Annotated in this window: 21 protein-coding genes and 1 tRNA gene; 6 read left to right on the top strand and 16 right to left on the bottom strand. The window is 61.3% G+C overall.

Features of this window, described 5'->3' with window-relative positions:
• Positions 1 to 58: 58 nt before the first annotated feature.
• A complete protein-coding gene (locus PQG80_RS11080) occupies positions 59 to 436 on the bottom strand; it encodes a hypothetical protein (protein WP_271751377.1) in 378 nt (125 codons plus the stop codon).
• Between the two features lie 206 nt (positions 437 to 642).
• Positions 643 to 718, bottom strand: a tRNA-Thr gene (locus PQG80_RS11085).
• A 137-nt stretch (positions 719 to 855) separates the two neighbouring features.
• Here PQG80_RS11085 and PQG80_RS11090 point away from each other — a divergent pair.
• From PQG80_RS11090 to PQG80_RS11105, 4 genes are all read left to right on the top strand, one after another.
• Complete coding sequence (locus PQG80_RS11090; RefSeq protein WP_271751378.1) at positions 856 to 1515, top strand: response regulator; 660 nt, start codon at positions 856 to 858, stop codon at positions 1513 to 1515.
• Positions 1516 to 1542: 27 nt separating this feature from the next.
• Positions 1543 to 2679, top strand: coding sequence for an AbrB family transcriptional regulator (locus tag PQG80_RS11095; protein WP_271751379.1), 1137 nt, complete (start codon positions 1543 to 1545; stop codon positions 2677 to 2679).
• A 111-nt stretch (positions 2680 to 2790) separates the two neighbouring features.
• Positions 2791 to 3789: an SPL family radical SAM protein gene (locus PQG80_RS11100; protein ID WP_271751380.1), complete on the top strand. Its 999-nt coding sequence runs from the start codon at positions 2791 to 2793 to the stop codon at positions 3787 to 3789.
• Between the two features lie 98 nt (positions 3790 to 3887).
• Positions 3888 to 4502 (top strand): DUF3298 and DUF4163 domain-containing protein, encoded by a 615-nt coding sequence (locus PQG80_RS11105; RefSeq protein ID WP_271751381.1) that lies wholly within the window; start codon positions 3888 to 3890, stop codon positions 4500 to 4502.
• A gap of 68 nt (positions 4503 to 4570) precedes the next feature.
• Here the strand turns inward: PQG80_RS11105 and PQG80_RS11110 are convergent, their stop codons facing one another.
• Complete coding sequence (locus PQG80_RS11110; protein ID WP_334219818.1) at positions 4571 to 5581, bottom strand: phosphodiester glycosidase family protein; 1011 nt, start codon at positions 5579 to 5581, stop codon at positions 4571 to 4573.
• A 425-nt stretch (positions 5582 to 6006) separates the two neighbouring features.
• Between PQG80_RS11110 and PQG80_RS11115 the strand changes: the two genes are divergently transcribed.
• Positions 6007 to 6894 (top strand): aldose epimerase family protein, encoded by an 888-nt coding sequence (locus tag PQG80_RS11115; RefSeq protein ID WP_271751382.1) that lies wholly within the window; start codon positions 6007 to 6009, stop codon positions 6892 to 6894.
• Positions 6895 to 6972: 78 nt separating this feature from the next.
• Here the strand turns inward: PQG80_RS11115 and PQG80_RS11120 are convergent, their stop codons facing one another.
• The 6 genes from PQG80_RS11120 to PQG80_RS11145 all read right to left on the bottom strand — a co-directional run bounded on the left by PQG80_RS11120 (position 6973) and on the right by PQG80_RS11145 (position 15949).
• Positions 6973 to 7845 carry a TetR/AcrR family transcriptional regulator gene (locus PQG80_RS11120; RefSeq protein WP_271751383.1) on the bottom strand — a complete coding sequence of 291 codons (873 nt, stop codon included), beginning with the start codon at positions 7843 to 7845 and terminating at the stop codon, positions 6973 to 6975.
• A gap of 31 nt (positions 7846 to 7876) precedes the next feature.
• Positions 7877 to 11050 carry an efflux RND transporter permease subunit gene (locus PQG80_RS11125; protein ID WP_271751384.1) on the bottom strand — a complete coding sequence of 1058 codons (3174 nt, stop codon included), beginning with the start codon at positions 11048 to 11050 and terminating at the stop codon, positions 7877 to 7879.
• 701 nt (positions 11051 to 11751) lie between these two features.
• A complete protein-coding gene (locus tag PQG80_RS11130; RefSeq protein ID WP_271751385.1) occupies positions 11752 to 12459 on the bottom strand; it encodes an SDR family NAD(P)-dependent oxidoreductase in 708 nt (235 codons plus the stop codon).
• Entirely contained in the window at positions 12456 to 12911 is a 456-nt protein-coding gene (locus PQG80_RS11135; protein ID WP_271751386.1) for a VOC family protein, read from the bottom strand. The genes PQG80_RS11130 and PQG80_RS11135 overlap by 4 nt, the downstream gene beginning before the upstream one ends.
• A gap of 21 nt (positions 12912 to 12932) precedes the next feature.
• Positions 12933 to 13982 (bottom strand): LacI family DNA-binding transcriptional regulator, encoded by a 1050-nt coding sequence (locus PQG80_RS11140; RefSeq protein ID WP_271751387.1) that lies wholly within the window; start codon positions 13980 to 13982, stop codon positions 12933 to 12935.
• A 476-nt stretch (positions 13983 to 14458) separates the two neighbouring features.
• A complete protein-coding gene (locus PQG80_RS11145; RefSeq protein ID WP_271751388.1) occupies positions 14459 to 15949 on the bottom strand; it encodes a DHA2 family efflux MFS transporter permease subunit in 1491 nt (496 codons plus the stop codon).
• A gap of 226 nt (positions 15950 to 16175) precedes the next feature.
• Here PQG80_RS11145 and PQG80_RS11150 point away from each other — a divergent pair, with 226 nt between their 5' ends.
• Positions 16176 to 16811: a TetR/AcrR family transcriptional regulator gene (locus tag PQG80_RS11150; RefSeq protein ID WP_271751389.1), complete on the top strand. Its 636-nt coding sequence runs from the start codon at positions 16176 to 16178 to the stop codon at positions 16809 to 16811.
• A gap of 74 nt (positions 16812 to 16885) precedes the next feature.
• Here the strand turns inward: PQG80_RS11150 and PQG80_RS11155 are convergent, their stop codons facing one another.
• The 7 genes from PQG80_RS11155 to PQG80_RS11185 form a co-directional block, all read right to left on the bottom strand.
• Positions 16886 to 18178, bottom strand: coding sequence for a 6-phospho-beta-glucosidase (locus PQG80_RS11155; protein ID WP_271751390.1), 1293 nt, complete (start codon positions 18176 to 18178; stop codon positions 16886 to 16888).
• Positions 18178 to 19170 (bottom strand): N-acetylglucosamine kinase, encoded by a 993-nt coding sequence (locus PQG80_RS11160; RefSeq protein WP_271751391.1) that lies wholly within the window; start codon positions 19168 to 19170, stop codon positions 18178 to 18180. Before PQG80_RS11160 ends, PQG80_RS11155 begins: the two co-directional genes overlap by 1 nt.
• An 89-nt stretch (positions 19171 to 19259) precedes the next feature.
• Positions 19260 to 20927, bottom strand: coding sequence for an extracellular solute-binding protein (locus PQG80_RS11165; RefSeq protein WP_271751392.1), 1668 nt, complete (start codon positions 20925 to 20927; stop codon positions 19260 to 19262).
• A 104-nt stretch (positions 20928 to 21031) separates the two neighbouring features.
• Positions 21032 to 21928 (bottom strand): carbohydrate ABC transporter permease, encoded by an 897-nt coding sequence (locus PQG80_RS11170; RefSeq protein ID WP_271751393.1) that lies wholly within the window; start codon positions 21926 to 21928, stop codon positions 21032 to 21034.
• Positions 21929 to 21944: 16 nt separating this feature from the next.
• Positions 21945 to 22880: an ABC transporter permease gene (locus tag PQG80_RS11175; RefSeq protein WP_271751456.1), complete on the bottom strand. Its 936-nt coding sequence runs from the start codon at positions 22878 to 22880 to the stop codon at positions 21945 to 21947.
• A gap of 139 nt (positions 22881 to 23019) precedes the next feature.
• Complete coding sequence (locus tag PQG80_RS11180) at positions 23020 to 23892, bottom strand: helix-turn-helix domain-containing protein (RefSeq protein ID WP_271751394.1); 873 nt, start codon at positions 23890 to 23892, stop codon at positions 23020 to 23022.
• A 179-nt stretch (positions 23893 to 24071) separates the two neighbouring features.
• A complete protein-coding gene (locus PQG80_RS11185; RefSeq protein WP_271751395.1) occupies positions 24072 to 24743 on the bottom strand; it encodes a phosphatase PAP2 family protein in 672 nt (223 codons plus the stop codon).
• Between the last annotated feature and the right edge of the window lie 17 nt (positions 24744 to 24760).

Genomic DNA, 24760 nt, shown 5'->3' on the forward strand with positions numbered 1-24760 from the left:
CCGATCCCTCCGGTCGGCTGCCTTTTTGTGCGCTGAATTTTTTACTGGTCTTCGTCCTTTATCTGTTCGGACTGATTAAGGGGATCGTGCTCAGCTCGGCTTGCGCGAAGCCCTGGTCCGTGACCAGGTTGCCGAATTCATCGATGCCATAAACGGACAGAAGCGCATTCGGCGTCGAGACGGAAGTCACGCTCAACTGCACTTCATAGGCGACATTGCCTGCAATGAAGAAGGTTCTGACTTCGTAATCGTCCGCAGGCACGGCAAACGTGGACACGTAAGCGGTGTAAAACGTGTCCGAGTCGACGGAAGCAAAAATTTTGACGAGGACGGTGACAGGCGAAAATAAATCCAGATTTCTCACGTTCAAGACGACGTTGGATGCGGCTGTTCCAAAATCCCTGGTATTCGTAACCGTACAAGTTGAAAAAGGCATGTGATCAGCATCTCCTTCCTGCATGGAATGCTGTATAGTATGTAGCGTTCCTCGTTGTGCTTGGACAAGGGTTGGCCCTGGCGTCCATCGTGCGAGCCTGATGCGCCGTATACGCTGGGGAAGCCGTTATATTTATAACGAGCTCCAAATTGGCACCAAAAAAGCGCGGCCCCGAATTCGGGAACCGCGCCGTAATGTCATATATATGGTGCTGATGAAGGGATTCGAACCCCCGACCTACGCATTACGAATGCGTTGCTCTACCAGCTGAGCTACATCAGCGAACACTTTTACAGAATACCGAATTGGGCTCCGATAGTCAAGCCTTTTTTCAACTTTATTTGACCTGCCATCATTTGGCGCGTTGCGGACGCGAGCGGCTTCTATGCTTTATAATGAAGCCAAAGGAGTGGACGCGGGTGTACAGAATTCTCATTGCCGACGACCAGACGCTTATGCGGGACGGTCTGCAGACCATTATACAGCTCGAAGAAGACATGGAGGTCGTCGCGACGGCCGAGAACGGCCAGGAAGCGTGCGCGCTGGCGCTGCGGCACAAGCCTGACCTGGTACTGATGGACATCCGGATGCCCCTGATGAACGGGATCGAGGCGGTGAAGAAGCTTCGCCTGGAGGCGCCCGGCGTTCGGGTGCTGATGCTGACGACCTTCGACGAGGATGACTACATCATCGAGGCGCTGGCGAGCGGCGCCGTCGGCTTCCTGCTCAAGGACATCCAGAGCGACAAGCTCATGCAGGCGATCCGCGAAGCGGCACGGGGAGAAATGATGCTGCCCGCCGGCATCGCGGCCAAGCTGGCCGCGCGTCTCGCTTCTCCGATGGCAGGTAAGCCTACGGGCCTGCGCGCACGCGGAAGAACCGAAGGCCTGAAGTTCACGGACCGCGAGCTCAGCATCATCGCGCTCATGGTCGAAGGCAGGACGAACCGGGAGATTGCCGGCCACCTGTTCATGAGCGAGGGAACGGTCAAGAATTATGTGAGCACGATCTACGACAAGATCGGGACCAACGATCGCACGCAAGCGGTGATATGGCTGAAAGACATGGCGAACGGCTAACCTATGCTGCAAGAAAGGAAGAACATCATGAACGCGGGTATGCCATTCTCCGCCCCGCGTCGATGGACGCGGGGACCGATCGCGCTCGCCACGGCGCTGGCGGGCGGCTTTATCATGTATATTTTGCATTTGCCCCTGCCTTGGCTCCTCGGTCCGATGCTCGGCGTACTGATCGGATCCTCGATATGGCCGCGAAGCTATTACTGGCCCGGCTCGGTCCGCAATGCGGGCATGATCGTCGTAGGCTATACGATCGGCCTGTCGCTGACCGGTGCCGCGCTGCGGGAGATGGGCGGGCAGCTGCCGACGATGATGCTGATGACGGCGCTGCTGCTCCTGCTGTGCGCCGGCCTCGCGGCGGCCGTCGCGAAGCTGTCCGGCATCTCCTATCTGACCGCGCTCATGGGCAGCATTCCGGGCGGGCTGACGCAGGTGCTCGCGCTGGCGGAGGAGACGAAGGGCGTCAACCTCACCGTCGTCACGATCATTCAGGTCGTGCGCCTGATGCTGATCGTCGTCTGCATCCCGCTGCTGATCTTCAGTCCGATCTTCGGCTTCCATGCAAGCGCCGCGTCGGACGCCGCCAACATGGCAGCCGCCCACGCGGATTGGAGCGGCCTTTGGCCGAACCTGCCGGTCTATGCCGCCGTCTGCATCGCTTGCGCGCTGCTGGGCCATAAGATTCGTTTCCCCACCGCCTTCTTGCTCGCGCCGGCGCTCGGCGCCGCGCTCCTCCAGGGGGCGGGCGTCACCGGCCCTGCGCTGCCGTCGCCGTTCATCGATGCGGCGCAGCTGACGATCGGCGCCTACGTGGGACTGTTGCTGAAGCCCGGCGGTCTGGAGCGCAAGCTTCGCACCGTTTCCCTGGCCGTTATGAGCGGCATCGGCCTGCTTGCGTGCGCGATCGGCTTGAGCTTGCTGCTGACCAAGCTCCATCCCCTTTCGCTCCCCACGGCCCTGCTCAGCCTGGCGCCCGGCGGCATGGACCAGATGGGCATCGTCGCCCACGAGATCGGAGCGGACCTGCCGTCCGTCGCGGGCTACCAGCTTTTCCGCACGTTTTTCATCTTTTTCGCCGTGCCTCCGCTGCTCAAGGCGATCATCCGGCTGGCGTCCAGGAGAAGAGACGGCGCGGGAGCGCATTCCTCCGACAGACAGACATAATAAGGCAGCGCCCTGGCGCTGCTCTTTTCTTTACTCAGGCCGCGAAGTTTGCTATGCTCATAGGAGAACATAAGTTCGCATTGAAGTCCTATCCCGGAGGAGGCCCTCAGGATGAATCCGACTCAATATTTGCCCATGCGGGCCAAGACGATACTGAACGCCGTGAGCGCGCCGAACATGCCGTTCGACTGGTCGATCAACCCCTATCGCGGCTGCCAGCACGGCTGCAGCTTCTGCTATGCGCGGAGCACGCACGCCTACCTGGGCGAGGCGGCCGACGATACGTTTCAGCATCGCATCTTCTACAAGGACGACGCGCCCTCCATCCTGCGCGCTCAGCTGCAGCGCATGCGCGCGCGCGGCAAGCTCCCGAATCACGTGGCGATCGGCACCGCGACGGATCCGTACCAACAGCTGGAGGCCAAGGCTCGGCTGACGAGAGGCTGCCTGGAGACGCTCGCCGAATTCGGCGTAGGCGTCAGCATCACCACCCGCTCGCCGCTCGTGCTGCGGGACTTGGATCTGCTGCGCAGCCTGCCCGGCGTCTCGGTGAATATTAGCATCCACACGCTGGATAAGGGGATCTGGCGGACGTTCGAGCCTTCGACGCCCTCGCCCCGGCGAAGGCTCGAATGCGCCAGGACCCTGACGGACGCGGGCATCCGCGTCCATGCCTTCGCAGTGCCGATCCTGCCGCACCTGACCGACGGCGAAGCCGACACCGAGGCGCTGGTCGATGCGCTGGCGGATGCCGGCGTACGCCATATGATGTCCTCTTTCATGCGGCTGTCCACGCCGGAGGTCAAGGGATGGTTTTTCTCGGTGCTCCGGGCGTCCTATCCCGAGCTGGCCGAGGTCTACGGCAAGCTCTACTGGCACTCGGCCCATCTGCCCGCCAGTTACCGCAAGCCGGTCTATGCCCGGATCGCCGCGCAGATGAAACGCCGCGGGATGTCCGAGATCGGCGCCATGCTGGTGCCGAGGGGCGATGCGGCCCTTACCTTGGGATCCGCGCCGGCTGTATCCCCCGACCTATCGGCGGGAACGCCCGCATCGGAGGCGGCTCCCGCCGCTTCGTCCTGCCAGCCCGTACAGCTGGCGCTGTTCTAGCCAAGCAGGACGCCCGAGTGCCCGCCCTTCCTTATAGCACCCCCGCGTTCCCCTGCGCATAAGCTGTGTAGACAATCGCCTACGGCAGGCAAAGGGGAATGAAGATGAACGTACAGACGTTGATGCTTCCGATCTCGATCGATCGGACCGAGAAGCCCCCGCTCAAGCTCAGCACCCCCGTCATCACGGGCGGCACGGGCGAAGAAGCGCGCAAGACGATGAACGAAGCGATCAAGCGCGAAGAAGATACGCTTATGGCCAGCCAGGGCTATCCGTCTCCCGACGTGCAGGAGATGGACGGCACGTTCGAGCTGAAGACCAACCAGCGCGGCGTGCTCAGCCTCTCGCTGCTCAACTACGTCTTCACCGGCGGCGCGCACGGCAATACGATCCAGAAGTCGCTCACCTTCGACGCCGACACGGGACGCGCCTATAAGCTCGTCGAGCTGTTTAAGCCCGGTTCCGACTATCGCAAGAAGCTCAACACGCTCATTGAGGTTCAGATCAAGGCGCGCAAGCTGCCCCTGCTCGGTTCTTATCCCGGAATTGCGGCCGACCAGGATTATTACATCGCGGACAAAGCGCTGGTGATTTACTTCCAGCTCTACGAGCTCGTCCCGTATGCTTGGGGCTTCCCTTACTTTCCGATCTCCGTCTACGCGATTCAGGACATCATCGACGAGGACGGCCCGCTCGGCGCGATGATGTACTGAGACTGTTCACAATACTTAAGGCTCCCTTCGTCGCACTCGCGGTTCGGGGAGCCTTATTCGCGTCGGCTTTACCACTTGGACGGATCGATATCCGCCGAGGTCAATCCGGCCCATATATTCGGCACTTGCACGGATGCCGGGTCGTCGAAGACGAGGAAGGCCGTCGGCAGGTAGCGCCCGCCCTCGCCCTTGGAGGACGGCTTGTTCACGAGCTCCCCGCCCTTCTTCACCAGCACGGAGGAGGAGCCCCCGTCGAGATTGGCCGCGATGACCGCGCCGTGCTCCAGCATGATCTGCTGGCAATCGTACAAGTCGGCGCCGATGCTGTATCCGACCTGTCGTCCGTCGATCACGAGGAACAGGATCTTGCCGTCCGCCCGCTGCCCCATGACCGTGCGTGGCGCGATGCCCCAGCCGTTGGCATGGTTCTTGATCAGCCCTTTGCCGTTGACGATGAGCCTGGGTTCGAAGCTCACCGCTTCGGAGATGCCCAGGTCCATCAACTCCTGGATCGAGTAATGGCCGGCGATCATCTTGCCCTTCTTGTCCAACCCTACGATCTGAGTGCTGCTGTTCTTGCCTAGGCCGTTATAATAAATCTTGCCCTGCGTGATGACGAGACCGATGGGCTGAAATCCGTTGCCTTGCCAATTCGGATCGGCGAAGCCGCCTGCATTGACGCCCGCGATCGCGCCGGTCCGCTCCACCATGCTCGGCACCTTCTCGCCTTTGCCCGCCTTGGCCGGCACGACGAGCCGTATCTTGGTCGGATCGGACACGGTCAACAGATAACCGTGGAAGCCCTTGCCATCCACTTCTTCGATCGAAGTGAGGGGCTCGGACGCCGCGCCTCCGTCCTCCTGCTGCGCGCCCGCCGGCATCGCGATCTCGTGCGTATCCTTCTCCTCGCCCATGTCCTGGAACTGCTCCGCATAAGCGGCCACCCGCCGCTCGAGCCCATTCTCTCCGATGAGATACTTTGCGTATTCGCGATGCTGGGTGGTAATGACGGCATCCGCCAGCCGATAGCGGACCGAGGTACCCGAGGGCGTCAGGAAAAACCAGACGATAAACGACAACGATAAAAGAACGACGATCCAGAAAAACGCGACGAATCGCCGCCAGATTTTATTTTTCTTGCGGCGCTGGCCGCCCGCCGGACCCGCGGTTCTGGAATGGGCCTCCGACCGGGACCGACCGACGGGCGCGCCTCCGGATGTCGATATGTGTGGATTAGGTATGATGGCTCTCTCCTGTCTCTTGGCAAACCTATCGAATAGACGATGCCGCCGCATGCAGAGTTGCATTTCCCGATAAAATGGGTATGATCGTCCCCTCGCAGCGTCATCCGACACCATTGCCCAGGAAATGACAGCTTAAAATGTCGTTTAACCTTCTCATTTACCGCGACAATCGGTTACCATAAGGCGAATGAACTTGTTATAATGAACCGAAAGCCCGCAAGGCGGGATGGATGCGAGACACTGGATCGGAGGCCTGACCCATGAGCGCGAACACGAACACGAAAACATACGAAGTATCCACGAGCACCGATACATATCTCGTCTACGAGCTGACCGACCGCTCCACGGATTCCAAGGTGACCGTTTGCCCTCAGCGCGGGGGCATCGTCATCGGCTGCCGCTTGAACGGCGAGGAGTTGCTCTACTTGGACCGCGGGACGTTCGATGATCCGGCTGCCAACATTCGAGGCGGCATCCCGGTGCTGTTCCCGATCTGCGGACAGCTCCAGGACGGCGCCTACGAGTGGGAAGGACAGACCTACCGCATGCGCAATCACGGCGTCGCCCGCACGTCCGCCTGGGAAGTCGTCCACGCGTATGCCGACGAGGAGGAGGCCGCGCTGACGCTCGAGCTTCACAGCAACGAGGAGACGCTCGCGGCTTACCCGTTCGCGTTCGAGCTCCACTTCACCTACCGGCTCAAGGCCGGCAAGCTCTATATCGAGCAATCGTACAACAACCTGTCCGAGCGGGATATGCCCATTCAAGCCGGCTTCCACCCGTACTTCGCGCTGTCGGACAAGCATCTGAGCTATGCTTCCGATGCGACCAAGGTGCTGGACTACAACGACGGACAGGTCAAACCGTTCGAAGGCTCGGTCGACCTCGGCGGCTTGGTCGAGTCGATCGCGCTCCTGGACCCCAAGACGCCCGAGATCGCCTTCCCCTCGCCTTCCGGCCGCCGGATCAAGCTGAGCTACAGCGACGTATTCGGCGTCGTCGTCCTCTGGTCCGTCGAAGGCAAGCCCTTCGTCTGCGTCGAGCCCTGGACCGCGCTCAATGAAGCGCTGAACCGCAAGGAAGGTCTCGTTCTCGTGCCGCCCGGCGACAGCCTGGACGCGGACTTCGTGATCGCCGTAGAGGCTTGATCCGGGAACTCCCCGCATACGACAGCGGCCTGACGCCTGTGCATCCGATCGGATGTCACGGGCGTCAGGCCGCTTTTTCTATTCGAGCTTGAGCTTGGCTCCCGCCGCTTCGAGCCGGTCCAGCCAGACCGGCAGGCAGAGCGCCTTAAGGTACGAATACAGGCTTCGCACGACGATCCGGTCCGGGATGGGCTGGCCGAGCTCCTCGATCAGACGACCCGAAGCCTCCAGCAGATCGGCGCGCCGATCCGGAGCCAGCTCCTCGGCACCGCTCCGCTCGACGAGGCGGACGAATTCGAGCAGCGGAGCGATGTATTCCTCGTCCAGCCCGCTCCGCCTCTCCTCGTCTTTCATAAGCGGCGGAGATCGCCGTTCGATGAAGGCGGCCATCAGATCGTCGAGCCGTTCCAGCAGGTAGCCGCCGACCCGATCGCCCTTCATCTTCCTTTTCTCCAGCAAGCAAGTATGCATGATCTCGTTCAGCATGCCGCTGAGCAGGTGCGCGCCGTCCGAAGCGTAGGGTACGGCGGATTCGCCGTAGATGGCTTCGATATACTGGCGCTTCCACATCAGCAGCCGGTGGCGCAGCTCGTGCAGCATCTTGGACTTCTGTTCCTGCCCGATATTCGCCTGCGGCTCCTGCATCAACATCATGAGGAACTCCCAGTTGTTCTGAAAGTAGTCAAAATGCCTGACGAGCTGCAGCTTGAACTGCTCGCGGGGACCGAGCTGCCGTTCCTCCGGCAGCACGGTCATCTCCGCCATCATCCGCTCCACGAAGTGCCAGATGACCGCGATCAGCAGCTCTTCCTTGCCTTTAAAGTAGAAGTATATCGATCCCTTCGCCATCCCGAGCTCGTCGACGATCTCCTGGATGGACGTCGCGTGGAATCCCTTGCGCGCGAAGCAGCGCATAGCCGCTTCGATGATTTGATTTTTGCGGTTGCTCATATCGTACCTCCTCCTTGCGGAAGAAGCTCTCTTATACGCTTGGCTTCGACTTGCGGCTCAGCTTGGCGCGAAGCTTCATCAGCGTCTCGTAGGCGATCGGCACGATCAGCAGGGTGAGCAGCGTGGAGCTGACCAGACCGCCGATGACGGTGACGCCGAGTCCCTTGGAGATAATGCCCGCGCTCTCGAATCCGAACGCAAGCGGCAGCAGCGCGCCGATCGTGGCGAGCGCCGTCATGAGGATCGGACGCAGACGCGTGCCGGCCGCCTCCAGGATGGCATCCCGCGTGGAGAGGCCTTCCTGTTCCTTGTGAATGACCCGGTCGATCAAGACGATCGCGTTGGTCACGACGATGCCGATCAGCATCAGCGCGCCCATCAGCGCGGATACGCTGAGCGTCTCTCCAGTCAGCCAGAGGGCGACCAGACCGCCGATGATGGCGAACGGCAGCGAGAACATGATCGCGAACGGCGCGAGGCCGCCGCCGAACGTCAGGACGAGCACCAGGTAGACGATCGCGATCGCGGCGGCCATGGCCAGGCCGAGCTGCGTGAACGTCTCGTTAATTTGTTCCGTGACGCCGCCGTAGCTGACTTCCACCCCTTCGGGCAGTTTCAGTTCATCGACCTTCGCCTGCAGATCGGACGACGCCTTGGCTACGTTGGAGGCGGTGATCTCTCCGCTCACCGTCGCGACCAGACGGCCGTTCTCCCGGGCGATCGAGTTGGGCGCCGTGCCTTCCTCGATATCGACGACGTCCTTGATCGGGACTTGTACGCCGAGCGGCGATTGAAGCGTGACGCTGCCGATATCGTCGATGCCGCCGTAGGTCGCCGTTTCCTTTTGCACGAAGACGTCGTACTTCTTGCCCTCTTCCTGGATCCGGGCCAGCGCCTGGGACTGCTGCTGCGGCATGAGCGCCATCGCGACCTGACCGGCCGTCAGTCCGTAGCTGCTCAGCTTCTGCTGGTTCGCAGCGAGCGTGTATTGCTCGTACGTCTTGGAAAGGCTCGTATCGACCTTCTTGAAGTTGCCGTCCTTGTTCATGAGATCGGCCACTTGACTCGCGGTCGTGCCGATGGCAGCCAGATCGTCGCCATAGATGCTCATGCTGAACGTGCTGCCGCCGACGCCGCCGGAGAAGTCCATCTCCGACCATGTGCCTTCGGGCACGAGCTTCTGCAGATCCGCGACGAGCTTCTCCTTCTTGTCGGCGAAGTGCTTGGTCTCGTTCTTGAACTGCAGGTAGAACAGGCCGCCCTTGGAAGGGCCCGGGGACAGCGGGTTACTGCCGCCGATCGAATATTGCATGTTCGTGATGTCCGCGTCCTTGAGCAGCGCGTCCTCGACTTGCTTGGCGCGCGCCTCGACGTCGGACAGCAGCGCGCCCGGCTCCGGCGAATACGTGATCATCGTGTACTTCTCTTCCTCCTCCGGGAGGAAGCTCGCGCCGATGACCGGGATCAGGAACAAGCTGGCGACGAGAATAACGACGGAGATCACGACGGTAATCACCTTGTGGCGGAGCGCGGCGGACAGGATCCGGCGGTAGCCCAGCGCCATCTTGCCCGGCTTGCCCTCGTGGTCATGCCCCTTGCCCGGCTTCACGCCGTTCTTGAAGAGCGTGTGCGCCAGCATCGGTACGACGGTGATCGCCACGAGCAGCGAGGCCAGCAGGGCGAATACGATGGTCAGCGCGAACGGCAGGAACAGCTGTCCGACCATGCCGCTGACCGTGCCGAGCGGCAGGAAGACGGCGATGGTGACGATCGTCGAGGACATGATAGGCATGAACATCTCGCGCGTCGCTTCCAGCACGAGCTCCTTGCCCCTCAGCTTTTCTCCCGACAGCGACATCCGCCGGTATATATTCTCGATGACGACGATCGAGTCGTCCACGACCCGACCGATCGCGACCGTCATCGCGCCGAGCGTCATGATGTTCAGCGTGATGTCGAACTGCTTCAGCAGCAGCACGCCGATGATGAGGGACAGCGGGATCGACAGGATGGAGATCAAGGTCGTGCGGATATTGCGCAGGAACAGCAGGATAATAATGATCGCGAACAGCGCGCCGAACAACGCCTTGTTCAGCATCGTCTCGACCGACTTCTCGATCGGCTTGCCCTGATCGAGCAGCGTCGTCAGCGACAGCTCCGGGTGGTCGGCCTTGAGCTCGTCGGCCTTCTCCTTGACGGCGTTGACGACGTCGACCGTGTTGGCGTCGTTCGACTTGACGATCTGGATGCCGATCGAGTCCTGGCCGTTGGTGCGCGACACCGATTCGGACTCGGAGACGAGCTCTACCTTCGCGAGCTCGCTCAGCTTGACGGTCGGAATGCCCGCTGCGGCGCCAGATGCGCCCGAGCCTGCCGTCGAGCCTGCGCCTGCATTGCCTGTGCCTGCAGCGCCGCCGGCTCCGCCGCCTTGCGGGGCGCCCGCTGCGCCCGATCCCGCTGAAGCGGGTACGGCCGGAATCGCCAGGTTCTTCAGGTCGTCCAGCGTAACCACGCCGCCGTCCACGAGGATGGACTTCTCCGACTTGCCCATCGTGAAGATGCCAAGCGGCACTTCGACGGCGGACGCCTGGATCATTTGCTCTACGGAAGCTTCGGTCATGCCGTACTGCGCGAGCTTGGCCTGGTCGAAGGTCAGCTCGACCTCCTTGACCGCTTGACCCGAGATCTGTACGGAAGCGACGCCGTTGATATCCTCGAGCGCCGGCTGCACGACGTCGCTCACCATCTTGGTGAGGTCCTCCAGGCTGCCTTCGCCCGACGCGCTGAGCGACATGACGGGGAACGTGTTGATCGAGAACTTGGAGATCGTCGGCGTCTGCGCGCCCTCGGGCAGCGACGTCGCGGCGATCGCTTCGCGGACGTCGCTCATCGCCTTGTCCATATTTTGCCCGAAGTCGAATTCCAGATTGATGTTGGAGACGTTCGACATCGACGTCGACGTGACGTTCTTCACGTTCTCCACGCTCTGCAGCCGCTGCTCCAGCGGCTCCGTCACCTGCTCGATGACGCCTTGCGGCGCCGCGCCGGGCACGACGGTCGTCACGCTCAAGTACGGAAACGACAGATTGGGCAGGCTCTCCTGCTTCATGTTCAAGCCGGAATACATACCGGCGATGAGGACGATGATGGTAATCATCCAGACGGCGAATTTGTTTTTAAGCGAAAAACCGATAATGCTCCTCATGCACTCCGCTCCCTTTGATCTCTTTGGCTTGCGGGCGCAGCTTGCTGCCTTGTCGGCCGCGGGCTGTTCCCCAAGTCTTCTGATGCCATCCTATCGAACAGTCGTTCAAATGTCAAATAAGGCAATATCACAAGGTTAGTTTAATTAAACTACCTCCCAAAAAACCTTATGTACGCCAAATTCGAACAACCGGTCGAATCCCCTTTTAGCCTTTGTGCGCTGCACGGTTGAGACCTCGTCCCCCGTTTTGAGTCCTCTTTGTATACGCCGTTCTTGCCGGGTCCGTTTCAGGGGAAAAACCGAGCCTTTTCGGCTCAGGAAGTCTCGGCTAAGAACAAACTGACCCCGCTCCACATGCGGCTTCGCCCAGGAAGTCTCGGTTAAGAACAAACTCGCCCACTCGCCACGCCGCTTCGCCCAGGAAGTCTCGGTTAAGAACAAACTCGCCCACTCGCCACGCCGCTTCGCCCAGTAAGTCTCGACTAAGAACAAACTCGCCCGCTTACCACGCCGCTTCGCCCAGGAAGTCTCGACTAAGAACAAACTCGATCATTTTCGACTCAAGGCCCACCTGGCGAAAAGAAAGACCGCCAGGGAAATTCACCCTGACGGTCTATTCTGGTCATTCGGCCACAAATGATCCGCAAACCCCCGCTTTCAATCGAATAGCGGATCTAAGGTCCCCCGGCCCCGCCGCAAGATCAGACCGGCATCGCCCTGCCCGCATAATCCACGAACCACGTCTCCGCCGGCACCGCGGTCGTGCCCTCGATCAGATCGATAATGCCCAGCGCGCTCTCCGCCGGCGACAGCGGCGCCGACTGCCCGCCCATGTCCGTGCGGATCCAGCCCGGATGCACGGCAAGCGCCCGGATGCCCCGCGGCTTCAGCTCCTCGTTCAGCTGCTTGGTGAACATCGACAGCGCGATCTTCGAGAGCGCGTACGGATAATCGCCGCCGTAGGCGCCGGCGAAGCTGCCCGCGTCGGACCCGACGTGCACGACGATCTCCGCGCCCGACCGGCTCTCCCGCATCAGCGGCGTCAGATGCTTGGCCACGATCAGCGGTCCGTACAGGTTCACCTCGAACGTACGCTTCAGATCGTCGAGCTCGAGCGAAGCTATGCCTTCGCCGCGTCCGAGCAGGACGCCCGCGTTGCTCACGAGCGCATCGATCGCGAAGCCGTCGTCCCTCAGCTTCGCGGCAAGCGCCCGCGCCTGCGTCTCGTCCGATACGTCCAGCGTCTCGATGCGGACGAGGCCCCGGTAACGTTCGGCGAGCTCCGCGAGTCCGTCGCCTACTCGGCCGATATCCCGCACGCATGCCGCCACCGCATGGCCCCGGGCCGCCGCTAGCTTGGCGAGCTCGAACCCGAGTCCGCGACCTGCGCCCGTGATCAGTACGTTCATCGGTCGTTCTCCAGCAGCTCGATCAGCAGCTTCAGCTCGGACGAGGTATCCATATAGGCATAACGGCCGCCCGTATACTCGCCCTTCTGCAGCAGCTTGTGACCTTGCCGGCCGAGCAGCTCGATCTTCTCCTGCATGCCCTCGATCACGAAGGCGATGTGGTGGAAGCCCTCGCCGTCCCGCTCCAGCGACTCCCGCCAGGTGCTCGGATGCTCGTCCGGCTCGATGAGCTCCAGCTGCAGGGAGCCCATGTCGAAGAACGCCAGCTTCGCCCTCGCCTGCGAAGGCTGCCCGCCGTACTCGGTGCGCGCGACCTCGGGCGCGTCCGTCCAGAACCAGTCCGGCTTATCGATGCCGAAGAAATCCGCGTATGCGTTAGAAGTCTTCTCGATGTCGCGGACGACCAATCCGATCTGCGTAATTACCTTATTGCCCAGCAAGTTCTTTTCCACGATCAATCGCTCCTCTGTCGCTTATTGCCCGATCGGACGGCACGACTCCCGCCGGATGAGCTTGGATTGGGAATAATAGCGTACAGCAGTCCCTTCGGCACCTTCGATATGGCCGATCAAATAGTCCGTCAAGCTGCTCATCATATCCCTGAAATCGATGGCTACCGTCGTGAGCGCCGGCTTGTATCTGGCGCTGAGCGCATGATCGTCGAAGCCGATGACCGACATATCGTCCGGCACCGCCATCCCCGCCTCCTGGAAGGCGCGGAGTGCGCCGAACGCCACGCTGTCGTTGGCCATGACCAACGCGGTCGGCAGACGCTGCTCCTCCTGCAACAGCTCGCGTACCGCCAGGTATCCCGCTTCCTCGTGGAAGGATCCGGGCCTCACCCACGCGTCCCGGACCTCGAGGCCGCGCTCCTGCATCGCCGCCAGGAAGGCATTGTACTTATCGATGCCGGAAAAGCGGTTCATATCGCCGTTCACGATGCCGATATCCCGGTGCCCCAGCTCGTGCAGATAGCCTACCGCCAGCCGCATGCCGTGCTCATTGTCGAAGTTGGCGACGATCCGGTTGCCCTCGTTCCGCCCGGGAAGATACTGGTCTACGACGCCGACCGCGAACCCTTCCGCGATCAGCTCCTCGATGAACGGCTCTTCGTTGGCCGCGCCGATGAAGATGCCGCCGTCCACGCGCCGCTGGTAGAAAATATCCTTGACGCCCCGCACGTTCTCCGCGTCCGACGTATTGCGGATGATGTAGGTCAGCACGTAGTAGCCGCGCGAAGAGGCGTGCTCGACGACGCTGGCCAGCAGGAGGTTCGTCAGCATATCGCCCGACACATGCCCTCCGGCTTCAATGACGAATAGGCCGATCGTCCTCGTGCCTTTGCCCGCGAGCACCTGCGCCGACAGGTTGGGAACGTAGTGGTAGGCGTCGATCACCTCCATGACCTTCCTGCGCGTCTCTGGCGGCACGTTCGCGTAGTTGTTGATGACGCGGCTGACCGTGCTTCGGGATACGCCGGCGAGACGGGCGATCTCGACGGAATTGATTTCGGTTTTTTTCATGTATAGCCACCCTTTATTAATGCATATTGAAGAGTAAACACGTGTTTATGATCTTATTCTACCGAAACCCCGGTGAACGGTCAATGCCCGAATATCGTTATTGTTATTGACACTCGATGCCGAGTCGTGTATTATAAGGAATTAGACAAGTGTTAACCCTCTGATTTTTCCTCTCAAAACTGGGTTGAATCCCTCCCGTTCACCACACCATTCCTTTTTACCAAGGCTGCTGGAAGGACACGAATTCAAGACTGGCGCGGTCATTGGAGCCGCAAGAACGACTGAGAGGCAGGGCTTTCGTTGCTTTCGTGCATGTGATTTATTAGGAGAAATTGCGCGGTTAAGCTTGTATCATCAATTGAATATGCATCGCTGCAACAAATCAGACCCCCGCAGGTACCCTGCGGGGGTCGTCCAATTCATTGGGGACCTGCCCGCGCGAACGTGGACAGGCGGCATGTCGGTATGTCGGCAGGTTAGCCTACGATCATATGCACTTCTGCGCCGGCTTCCCCTTCCGGGAGCGGGTTCTTCGGCTTGGAGAGCAGGACGCCGAGCACCAGGCCGACGACTGCGATGCCGGTCAGCACGAGGAACGTGTAGCCGAACGCATCGGCGTAAGTGTGCAAATCGGGCGACTGCAGTTGCTTGTCGATCATGATATCCTTCATCCGCGTAGCGGACAGCGTCGTGAGTCCCGCTACCGCGAACGACATCATGACCTGCTGGGCGGCGTTGGTGAGCGAGGTCACGCGGCCGACGAGATTCTGCGGAGCGGACTGGATCAGGTACGTGTTGAGCGGCATCATGAACAGCCCCATGCCCGCGCCGAGCAAGGCCAGCGGGAGGATGATCGAACTCACGCTGGCCTCGGCCGAGATGCCGGACAGCAGGAAGGCGGAGACCGTCGTGACGATCATGCCGGCGAGTACGAGCGGGCGGGCGCCGAACTTGTCGCTCAGCTTGCCGCCGATCGGCATCATGATCGCCGAAGCGAGCGCTTGGGGAATCATAATCAAGCCCGTCTCGAATGCCGTGTAGCCCTTGGCCTGCTGCAGGAACAGCGGGACGAGGAACATCGTGCCGAACAGGGCGATCTGCGATACCCACTGCACGATGATGCCGCGGGTAAACGTGCTGGAGCGGAAGACGCGGAGCTCAAGCAACGGATCGCGGCGCCGCAGCTCGACGATGACGAACAGGATCAGCGCGACCACGCCGATGCCGATGCCGGTCAGCGTCGTAGGCGCCGTCCAATTGTTGCCCGTGGCCACCGGAGTGCCGCCTTCGGAAACGCCATAGACAAGCGCGGCGAACGCAATCGGCGCCAGGATGATGCCGAGCATGTCGAGCGAAGCGACGGATTGGCGGTCCATCTTCGGCAGCGTGCGGATGCCGAGCAGGATGCCGAGCACGCCGATCGGCAGGTTCAGCAGGAAAATCCATTCCCAGCTCGCAAAATCGACGAGCCAGCCGGCGATAACGGGACCGAGCGCAGGCGCGAGCAGGATCGGGATGCCAAGCATGCCCATGACCTGACCGACCTTGCCGGGAGGCGACAGTCTGTAGATGAAGGCCATGGCGATCGGGCTGACGACGCCCCCGCCGAGACCTTGAAGGATACGGAACGCGATCAGCATCTCGACCGAATTGGACAGCGCGCAAAGGATCGATCCGATCGTGAACAGGCCGATCGCGATCAGGAACACCCGCTTCGCGCCGAAGCGGTCGGACAGCCAGCCCGCGAGCGGGATGACGGCGGCCTGGGCGAGCGCGTAGCCGGTGACCGTCCATTGCACGAGGGACAGGCTGTTCTGATTGAACTCGACCATCAGCTGGGGCAACGCGACGTTCACGGCCGTCCCGTCGAGGATGACCATGAAGATGCCGACGATGATGGCGATCAGCGGCGCGAATACGTCCCGGATGGATCCCGACTGACCCGGCGAAGCAGTATTGGCTTGCATGTTTGCACTCCACTCTCCCTTAGATCGCCGCACGTCCCCCGCGCCTCTCTCCGATCCATCGCACCGTTGACCGCCGGTCGGCTTCAACGTTACAATAGATTCACTCAAGGCTTTATAGGACGACGGCTTCTTTAAACGGACAATTGTCCGCTTTTCAATGTCATGTTACCGGACAATTGTCCGTTTGTCAACGCGATTTTGCATGCCAGGAAAGGAGTGTCTCTCGATGATCAAGCCCCGTAAACGCAGCGATGCCGCCGAGAATTGCCGACTGATCCTGCAGACCGCGAAGAAGCTGTTCGCCGAGCAAGGCGTCCAGACGGTCAGCATGCACCAGATCGCCAAGACCGCGGGCGTCGGCCAGGGCACGCTCTATCGCTGCTACGCCCACAAGGGCGAGCTGTGCGCCGCCATCGCCGAGCAGGTCGGCATGGATACGGTGAAGCAGCTCGAGACATACCTGCAGGAGAACAAGCACCTGCCGGCAACGGAACGGATCGGCGGCGTACTTCAATACATTATTCAATTCATCGACGATAAATTTCAGCTTTTGCTGCCGATTCACTCGGTCCACGATTGCGAGGACGAGTCCGTGTTTTTCCGCTCGCCGATGTACCGGTATATGCTGAACCTGATCGCCGGCTTGCAAGAGGAGGCCGCGCGCGCCCGGCACGAGGAGCCGGCGTCCCCAGCCTCCCCGGCAGCCGCCGAATCGGACGACGGTCTGCGCGCCAGGTGCGCGGCCCAAGCGCATATCATGCTCTGCTCGCTCCAACCGGCAGGGGTCATCCATATGCGCGAATCGCTCGGACTCAGCGTTCAGGAGATCGTAGACCAATACCGCGGACTGTTCGCCCGATAAGAGCGGTCCGCGACGCAAAGAGGACGGCGCATGCATGGCTGCGCCGTCCTCTTCGATTTTTTCATCCGATCCGCTTATCCGCGGAAAAACGAAGGCAGATACGCCCGGTTCGCCGCGAGCATCTCGTCCAGCATGCGTTCCGCGTCGTTCGCGCACGGCACGAGCGGGTGATGGGCCAGGGCGAGCAGCGCCTTGCCCTTGTCGCCTTCGACCGCCGCCTCGATCGCGAGCCGCTCATAGGTCTTCACGGCATGGATCAGGCCGACGACCGAATGCGGCACGGTCGCGAGCGGCACGGGCACCGGCCCCCCGGCGCCGACGACGCAGTTGACCTCGATGCAGGCGTCGTCCGGCAGGAAGTCCAGAATGCCGTCGTTGCGGACGTTCAGCGTCTGCACGTCCCCGGCGTCGTTGTGCAGGGAGACCATCAACTTGACGGCGGCTTCTGAATAATAGGCGCCGCCGCGCTGTTCGAGCTGCTTGGGCTTCTCCGATAGATGCTCGTCGCGGTAGATCTCGAACAGCTCGTTTTCCAGCCGCTTAACCGTCTCCGCCCGCGTCTCTCCCTTGGCGGCCGCAGCCTGCTGCTCGGCCAGCATCTCCCGGTGCAGGTAAAAATACCTCAGATAATACGACGGAATCGCGCCGAGCGAGCGCAGCAGCGATGCGTTCCAACCGAATTGCGGCACGTTCTTGGCGGAGTAGCCTTCACGGTCGCCCAGCAGCTCCGGCAGCTTCGGTACGCCGTCCACCTGAATGACGCTGATCCAATGCAGATGGTTGAGACCCACGAATTCGCAATGAATCCGGTCTGCCGGCACGCCGTAGAGGCCGGACAGCCACTTATAGGCGCCGATCGGAGAATTGCATAGTCCGACGGAGCGGATGCGGGAATGCTTCAGAATCGCTTCCGTCACCATCCCCGCAGGGTTGGTGAAGTTCAGCAGCCAGGCGTCCGGGCACAGCTCCTCCATGTCGCGCGCGACATCGAGCAGCACGGGGATCGTCCGCAGCGCCTTCATCATGCCGCCGGGACCGGTCGTCTCTTGCCCGATCATCCCGTAACGGAGCGGGATCGTCTCGTCCCGCGCGCGGGCGTCGAGCAGACCGACCCGCATCTGGGTGGATACGAAGTCCGCGCCGTCCAGGGCCGCTCTCCGGTCCAGGGTCAGTTCGACCTTGATCGGCAGTCCTGCGCGCTCCACCATCCGCCGCGCCAGGCTGCCGACGATGTCCAGCTTCCACTTACCTTCCGGAACGTCGACCAGGACGATCTCCCGGACCGGCAGCCGGTCGTAATTGGCAATGAATCCTTCGATGAGTTCGGGCGTGTAGGACGAGCCTCCGCCGATGACCGCTACCTTCATCAGTCCGATCCTCCCTGGACGGCGGCCGCCTGAACCGGCAATGCCTCCGTCAGATTGTCGTATACCTCCGGCGGGATCTCGAGCCCCGACCGGTCCATCGCGAGCAGCAGCGCGCCGCCCGCCGGCTCGATCGTCAGCACGCGCAGGCTGCACCTCGGCGCGATTGCGCGCGCCGCGTCTTCGATATACGGCACCACATAGCGGCTGTCCCCGCGGGTCAGCACGCTGCCGACCAGCACGACGTCGAAGCGATCCGCTTCCATGCCGAGCCGGCGGATCGTCGCCTGAGCGGACAAGCCGAGCTCGACGCCCTGGCGCCGCAGAATCGCCCGGGCCGACTCGTCGCGGTCCGCGACCTCGAACAGCAGCTTGACGAGATCGCGCGGGATGCGCGCGTCGCGGTCGAGAAAGTCGTGGAACATCGCTTCGACCGAAGGGAAGCCGAGCGCGGCCGGCACCGCCTCCGCGAGCAGCGTCGGCTCGCTCCGGCCCTCCCATGCCCGGATCGCGGTCCTGAACGCCTCTACGGCCAGCTCCCCGCCGCCGCCGAAGTCGCCGTATTCGTAGCCGAAGCCGCCGCACTGGAACGACTCGCCCCGCTTGTTCACGCCGTAGCAGTTGGTGCCGCTGCCGCATACGAGCACGACGCCGTCCGGCTGCCGCGTACCGGCGCGAAGACCGATGACCGTATCGCACACGATATCGTGCGCATCGAGCCCCAGATCGGCCATCATCGGGCGCAGCACGCGGAAGTCCGCTTCCCTGTCGGCGCCCGCGAGCCCATAGACGGCGTACGCCACCTCGCCGCGCGATACGTTCGCGCGAGCCAGCGCTTCATCCACGGCGGCGCGTATATTCGCCTTGGCAGGCTCCGGGCCCAGCTGATGGTTGCCGCATCCGCCGTAACCCCGGCCGACGATCTCGCCCCGCTCGTTGCAGACGAGCGCGAGCGTCTTGCTGCCGCCGCCATCGACGCCCAAATAGTATTTCAAGCCGTTTCTCTCCCCTGAATGCGGGCCGTAACCGGCCGCCGCGACGCGGGTCGCGGGACCGGGCCCGCAACTTCTGATATGAATTCGGATTATTTTTGCAGCTTGCTCCGGTTGTCCTGCCACTTCTTCGTCTTGTACGCCAGCAGCTTGTCGTAGCCTACCGTCTTGGCGTCTGCGTTCGCTTTATCCAGAATCGCGTACACGTCTTCGTCGCTCTTCCCGTTCAGAATCGCCTGCGCAAATGCCTTTTCGTATATCTCCTTCACGCTCTGCGCCACGATGCCTTCCGGGGAATCGCCGGCCGGATCGAGGTTGACGTACTCCGTCGTGTTGAACTGCGTCTTCCAAGTGATCTCCGACTGCCATTTGGTCTCCCAGCTCTTCAGATCCTCGGGCAGCGTCGACTCGAACTTCATCTTCGCGTTGTCCACGTACACGGTGTTGCCTACCCATTGGAGATTGACCGTGTCGTTCATCAGCTTGTCGCGGCCCTTCGTATCGCTCGTGAACTTGTCGGTGAACTTAGGCTTCTCTTCTTCGTCCGTGCCGTCCCAATACAGCCCTGGCGGCCCCCACATGATGACCCGCTGGCCCTCCGGCCCCGTCATCCAGTCGAGGAAGGCGAAGATCGCTTCGGGGTCCTTGGCTTTCTTGGTGATGACGCTCACGTTCCAGCCGAGCTGGTTGTAGGAGCCGGTGAAGATCTTGTTCTTGTCCAAGCCTTCCTTGTGCACGGGCCAGATCATGATGTAGCCTGCATCCGGATCTTCCGCCTTCAGCAGGGAGTTGCCGATGGCGCCGAATTCGGTCGGACTCGACGCGGCGTACACCGCTACCTTGCCGGTCACGATATTCTGCTCGACCTGATCTAGAGGCTGCGTGAAGGTGTCCGCGCTCATCAGCTTCTCTCGGTACAGCCGGGAGCCGAACGCGACGCCTTCCCGGAACGCCGTGTCCTCGAATACCGACGCCAGCTGGTCGCCTTTGGGCGAGGCCAGCATGGCGACGCTGCTGAAGTCGTACGGATGATTCTCCGCGAAGGCCGAGGACAGCACGGTGATCGCTTCGGCCTTCTGGCCGCCTTCGAACGGGATGACCTCCGGGTACTTCTCCTTGACGAGCTTCAGATAACCGTAGAGATCCTCCGTGGTCTCCAGCTTGGGGGCGCCCAGATCGTTGTAGATTTTTTTGTTGACCAGGTAGCCCGCGTTGCCGTTCGGCTGCGTCGTATACCAGTTCGGGAATTGATAGATCTTGCCGTCCGGGGAGCGGAGCATCTCGAGCGTAGACTCGCCCGCCCATTTCTTGAGATTCGGATACTTCTCGAGGTAATCGTCGAACGCGACGAGCATGCCGGCCTCGCGCAGCTTCTCCACGTCGGCGCCCCGCTCCATCCAGATCACGTCGGGCAGCTCGTTCGAGACGATCATCGTGCTCAGCTTCTGCGCCGCGTTGCCGCCCGAGCTGACCGGCACCACGTCGACCTTTTTGTTCGCCTTGATCCACTTGGAGGCTTCGTCTTCGCCCCAATTCGGCATCGTATACCAGTCGTAGTGCCCGTAGAAGGAAAACGACAGCGGCTTGTCGCCCAGGTTGTAGACGCCGCCCTCCGCCTTCGCGGTACTCGATCCTCCCGCGGAAGCTTCGCCGGACGAAGACGCCGCGCCCTCGTTCCCCGAAGAACACCCCGACGCGATCAGCGCGGCCGCCAGCACGCCGGACAAGGCGAGCGAAGCGCGTTTGTTGAGACTTTTCATATGGATCCCCTCTCCCTTCGAACCATGTGATCTATGCGGCACCCGCCCGCAGACGGGAGCGCGGCCTAGGCGACGATGCGCCGTTAACCCTTCCCTAGCGACAGCTATTCCTTCAGCGAGCCTACCAGGACGCCCTTGACAAAGTACTTTTGCACGAACGGGTACACGCACAGAATCGGGAGCGTCGCCACCATCATCGTCGCCATCGAGAGCGACTTGGTGGTGACCGTCCGCATCTTGTTCAACCGCCCCTGGGCGGCCGAGTTCAACTGCGACATCTGCTCGCTCATGATGTTCGAATTCAGGATCTGCTGCAGCTTGGTCTGTATGGGCAGCAAGTCCGCATTGCTGATATAGATGCTCGGCGTAAACCAATCGTTCCAGTGGTAGACGGCGGTGAAGAGCGAGAGCGTCGCAATGACGGGACCGGACAGAGGCAGCACGATCCGGAACAGCACGCCCCAGTTGGAGCTGCCGTCGACCTTGGCCGACTCCTCCAGCCCGGGCGGCAGACCGAGGAAAAAAGTCCGGAAGATAATCATGTCCCACACGCTGATCAGCCCCGGCACCACCATCACCCAAAACGAATTGAACATGCCAAGCTCGCGGATGAGCAGAAACGAAGGAATCAAGCCGCCGCTGAAGTACATCGTGACGATGCAGAACACCATGTAGTACTTGCGGCCGATGAGCTCCCGCCGCGTCATGCCGTAAGCGAATATCGCCGTTGCCAGCATGCCGCAGAAGGTGCCCGTTACTGTTCGCAATATGGAGATGAGGAAGGCATTCACCAGGCGCGTGTCCTCAAATACGATCCGGTAATTCGCGAGGGTGAATGCTCGCGGCCAGAACGTCACCCCGCCCTTCACCGTGTCGATGCCTTCGTTAAAGGAGATGACGGCCGCATTCCAGAACGGATAAAAAGCGGCGAAGCCCAGTATCGCGAGCAGCGCGTAAATGACGGCGAGCAGCGCGCGGTCGCCTGCGGTTAACTTGATCATGACGAACCCCCTCGTCCTACCATAGGCTGTTCCCCGATCTGCGGGCCAGACGATTGGCGGCCACGAGCAGCCCGACGCTGATCAGCGCCTTGAACAAGCCGGCGGCCGTCGCGTAAGAGTAGCGGGAATTCTGGATGCCGATGCGGTATACGTACGTGTCCAGGACGTCGCTGACGTCCCTCAGGACGGGATTCGAGGCGAGCAAGAGGATGTTCTCGAATCCCGCGTTCAGCAGATTGCCGATGGCCAGGATGAGGAAGACGACGATGACCGGCAGGATCGCGGGCAGCGTGATCGAGAACATCTGGCGCAGCCGGCTCGCGCCGTCTACGGCGGCGGCCTCGTGCAGATGCGGATCGACCCCGGCGATGGCCGCGAGGTAGACGATGGAGGAGAAGCCGATCTCCTTCCACACGTCGGTGGCGACGAGGATGGTCCAGAAGTATTCGGGCAGAGAGAGGAAGTTGATCGGCTCGCCGATGAGGTTCAGCCGCTGCAGCAGGATGTTGAGGCTGCCATTCTCGGTCGACAGAAGGGATGCGACGAGACCGGACACGATGACCCAGGAGAGGAAGTGCGGCAGGTAGCTGATCGTCTGGATCGTCCGCTTGAAGACGCGTCCGCGGATCTCGTTCAGCATGAGCGCCAGCAGGATCGGCGCGGGGAATCCGATCAGCAGCTTCAGCAGGCTGATGACGACCGTATTGCGGATGACCGTCCAGAACTCGGGGGCGCCGAAGAACATCTCGAAGTGCTTGAGGCCGACCCACGGACTCCCGAAGAAGCCCTTGAACAGGCTGTAGTCCTGGAACGCCATCAGCACGCCGTACATGGGGATGTAGCTGAATATCAGCAGAAAAGCCAGGCCCGGCAGCACCATCAGCTGGATGTCCCACTGCCGGAGAAACCGCGCAGGTCCGGACGGCTTGCGGTCTCCGTCCTGCCGCGCCATGCGGGTGTCGGTAAGCGCCATACGCCATCATAGCCCCCCGTCGGTGATTTCCTTTATCTTACCTGCCGGGGGGCGGCGCCTCTGCGCCAAATCGACCGAAAACTGATACTATCTTACTGTTTTGACCGCGTGCCGGAGATCAGGACATCTTGCAGCGGACGGTCCGGGGGGAGCAGCCGTATTGGCGATTGAACAAGCGGTTGAAATTGGACAGCGTGCGAAAGCCGCATTCCAGGGCGATATCGAGGATCTTCCGGTCGGTGGATTCCAGCAGATTGACGGCCTGTTCGAGCCGGAGCTGGATGAGATAGACTTGCGGGGGCACGCCTACCGTCCGCCGGAAAACGTCGCAGAAACGGGACGGGCTGAGATAAACGCGTTCGGCCAATTCCTGAAGCGTCCAGGGATGGGCCAGATCGGTCTCCATCGCGTGGATGACGCGGCGGATCTTCTCCAGCTTGCCCGCGCCGAGCGCCGCCCCTCCGCCCTGCCGGGGAGCGCGGAAGTCGCGGTTCACGTAAGCCAGGAATTGATGCAGGCAGGCATAGACGAGCGAGGTATGCGAGCGCTGCGCGCCGATATGCTCCGCCTGCATCTCCAGCAGCAGCGAACGGAGCGTGCCGATCCGGGGATGCGCGCGATCGAGCAAATTCGAGAAGCTCACGCCCATCTCCTTGAAGGGAGCCAATATCTCGGGGTCGTACCGGAGCGTGCCGGTCAGCCAGGAGCCGTCGAACGACACGACTTGAAGCACCAGATCGCGGGTCTCGTAGGCGCAGTGCAGATCGTTCGAATTAATGAGGAGGATATCTCCCTGCCGGAATTCGAACCGTTCTCCGTTGATGATGTAATAACCCGCGCCGGACTTGATCATGTTGATCTCCAGCGCGTCATGCCAGTGCATCCGCTGATAACCGGAGTCCACGCCGACCGTGTCTTCGATGAAAATCGGAAAGCGCCGGTTCAGATTCGTCTTTTCGCGCGGAATATCGGATGATTCAATCAGTGTCATTTTAGCTCCCTCCTCTTAGATTAATCCCTTCGCTTTACTATTCTTAGAATAATTTGATGTTAGGTTATCTGTCAAACACCTGTCTTTCCGTTCCTTCAATCCATATGTAAGCGCTGTCTATATAAGACGAAAAAAAACGCCAATCCTTTTGGATTCGCGTTCGCTTCATGATTTTCCTGCTAAGAGCCGTACATCGCTTCCTCGGAACGTCCGCCGACCGACGTCCTCCCCGTCATCCAGCTCTCTGCCGCGATGACCGCACGCAGCACGAGCTCGACGAGTACCACGGCCGCGATGAGATCAAGCAGCACGTGCTGCTTGATGAACTGGGTCGAGAGCATGATCAGCCCCGAGCCGATGCCGATCAGCGACAGGCTAAGGCGCGTCTTGAAGCGGCTGCCCGCGAGAATGCGGAATACCATGTAGCTGGAGAAGCAGTGGATGCTCGGAAAGCAGTTGAACGGCCGATCCCGATGATAGATGTAGGCGACAAGCCGCGTCAGCGGGTCGTGACCGACGAGCGCCGGCCGCGGCACGGTCGTCTGGAAGACGCTGTAGACGAAGTAGCAGACGAGCGCGCATAACGTGTACGTCGCGATCGCGCGGTAGAATGTCAGCACGTCCTTGGAAAAAAAGTAGAGCAAGCACGCGTAGATGAACACGATCCACACGGCATACGGAACGGCAAACCACTTGACGAAAGGCACCGCGCGGTCGAGCGGCGTCGATAGGTGCCACACGCGACCGTGCACCCGGTTCACGGCCGCATAGATCATCCCGAGCACCGGGAAGATCAGCATCGCGAGCAGCGGCGCGAACCTCTTGCCGTATGCCCTAGAATTCGCAAGCATAGCCGTTCCCTCCTCCC

Origin of the sequence: Cohnella rhizoplanae (assembly GCF_948329515.1) — a bacterium.
Taxonomy (GTDB): Bacteria; Bacillota; Bacilli; order Paenibacillales; family Paenibacillaceae; genus Cohnella; species Cohnella rhizoplanae.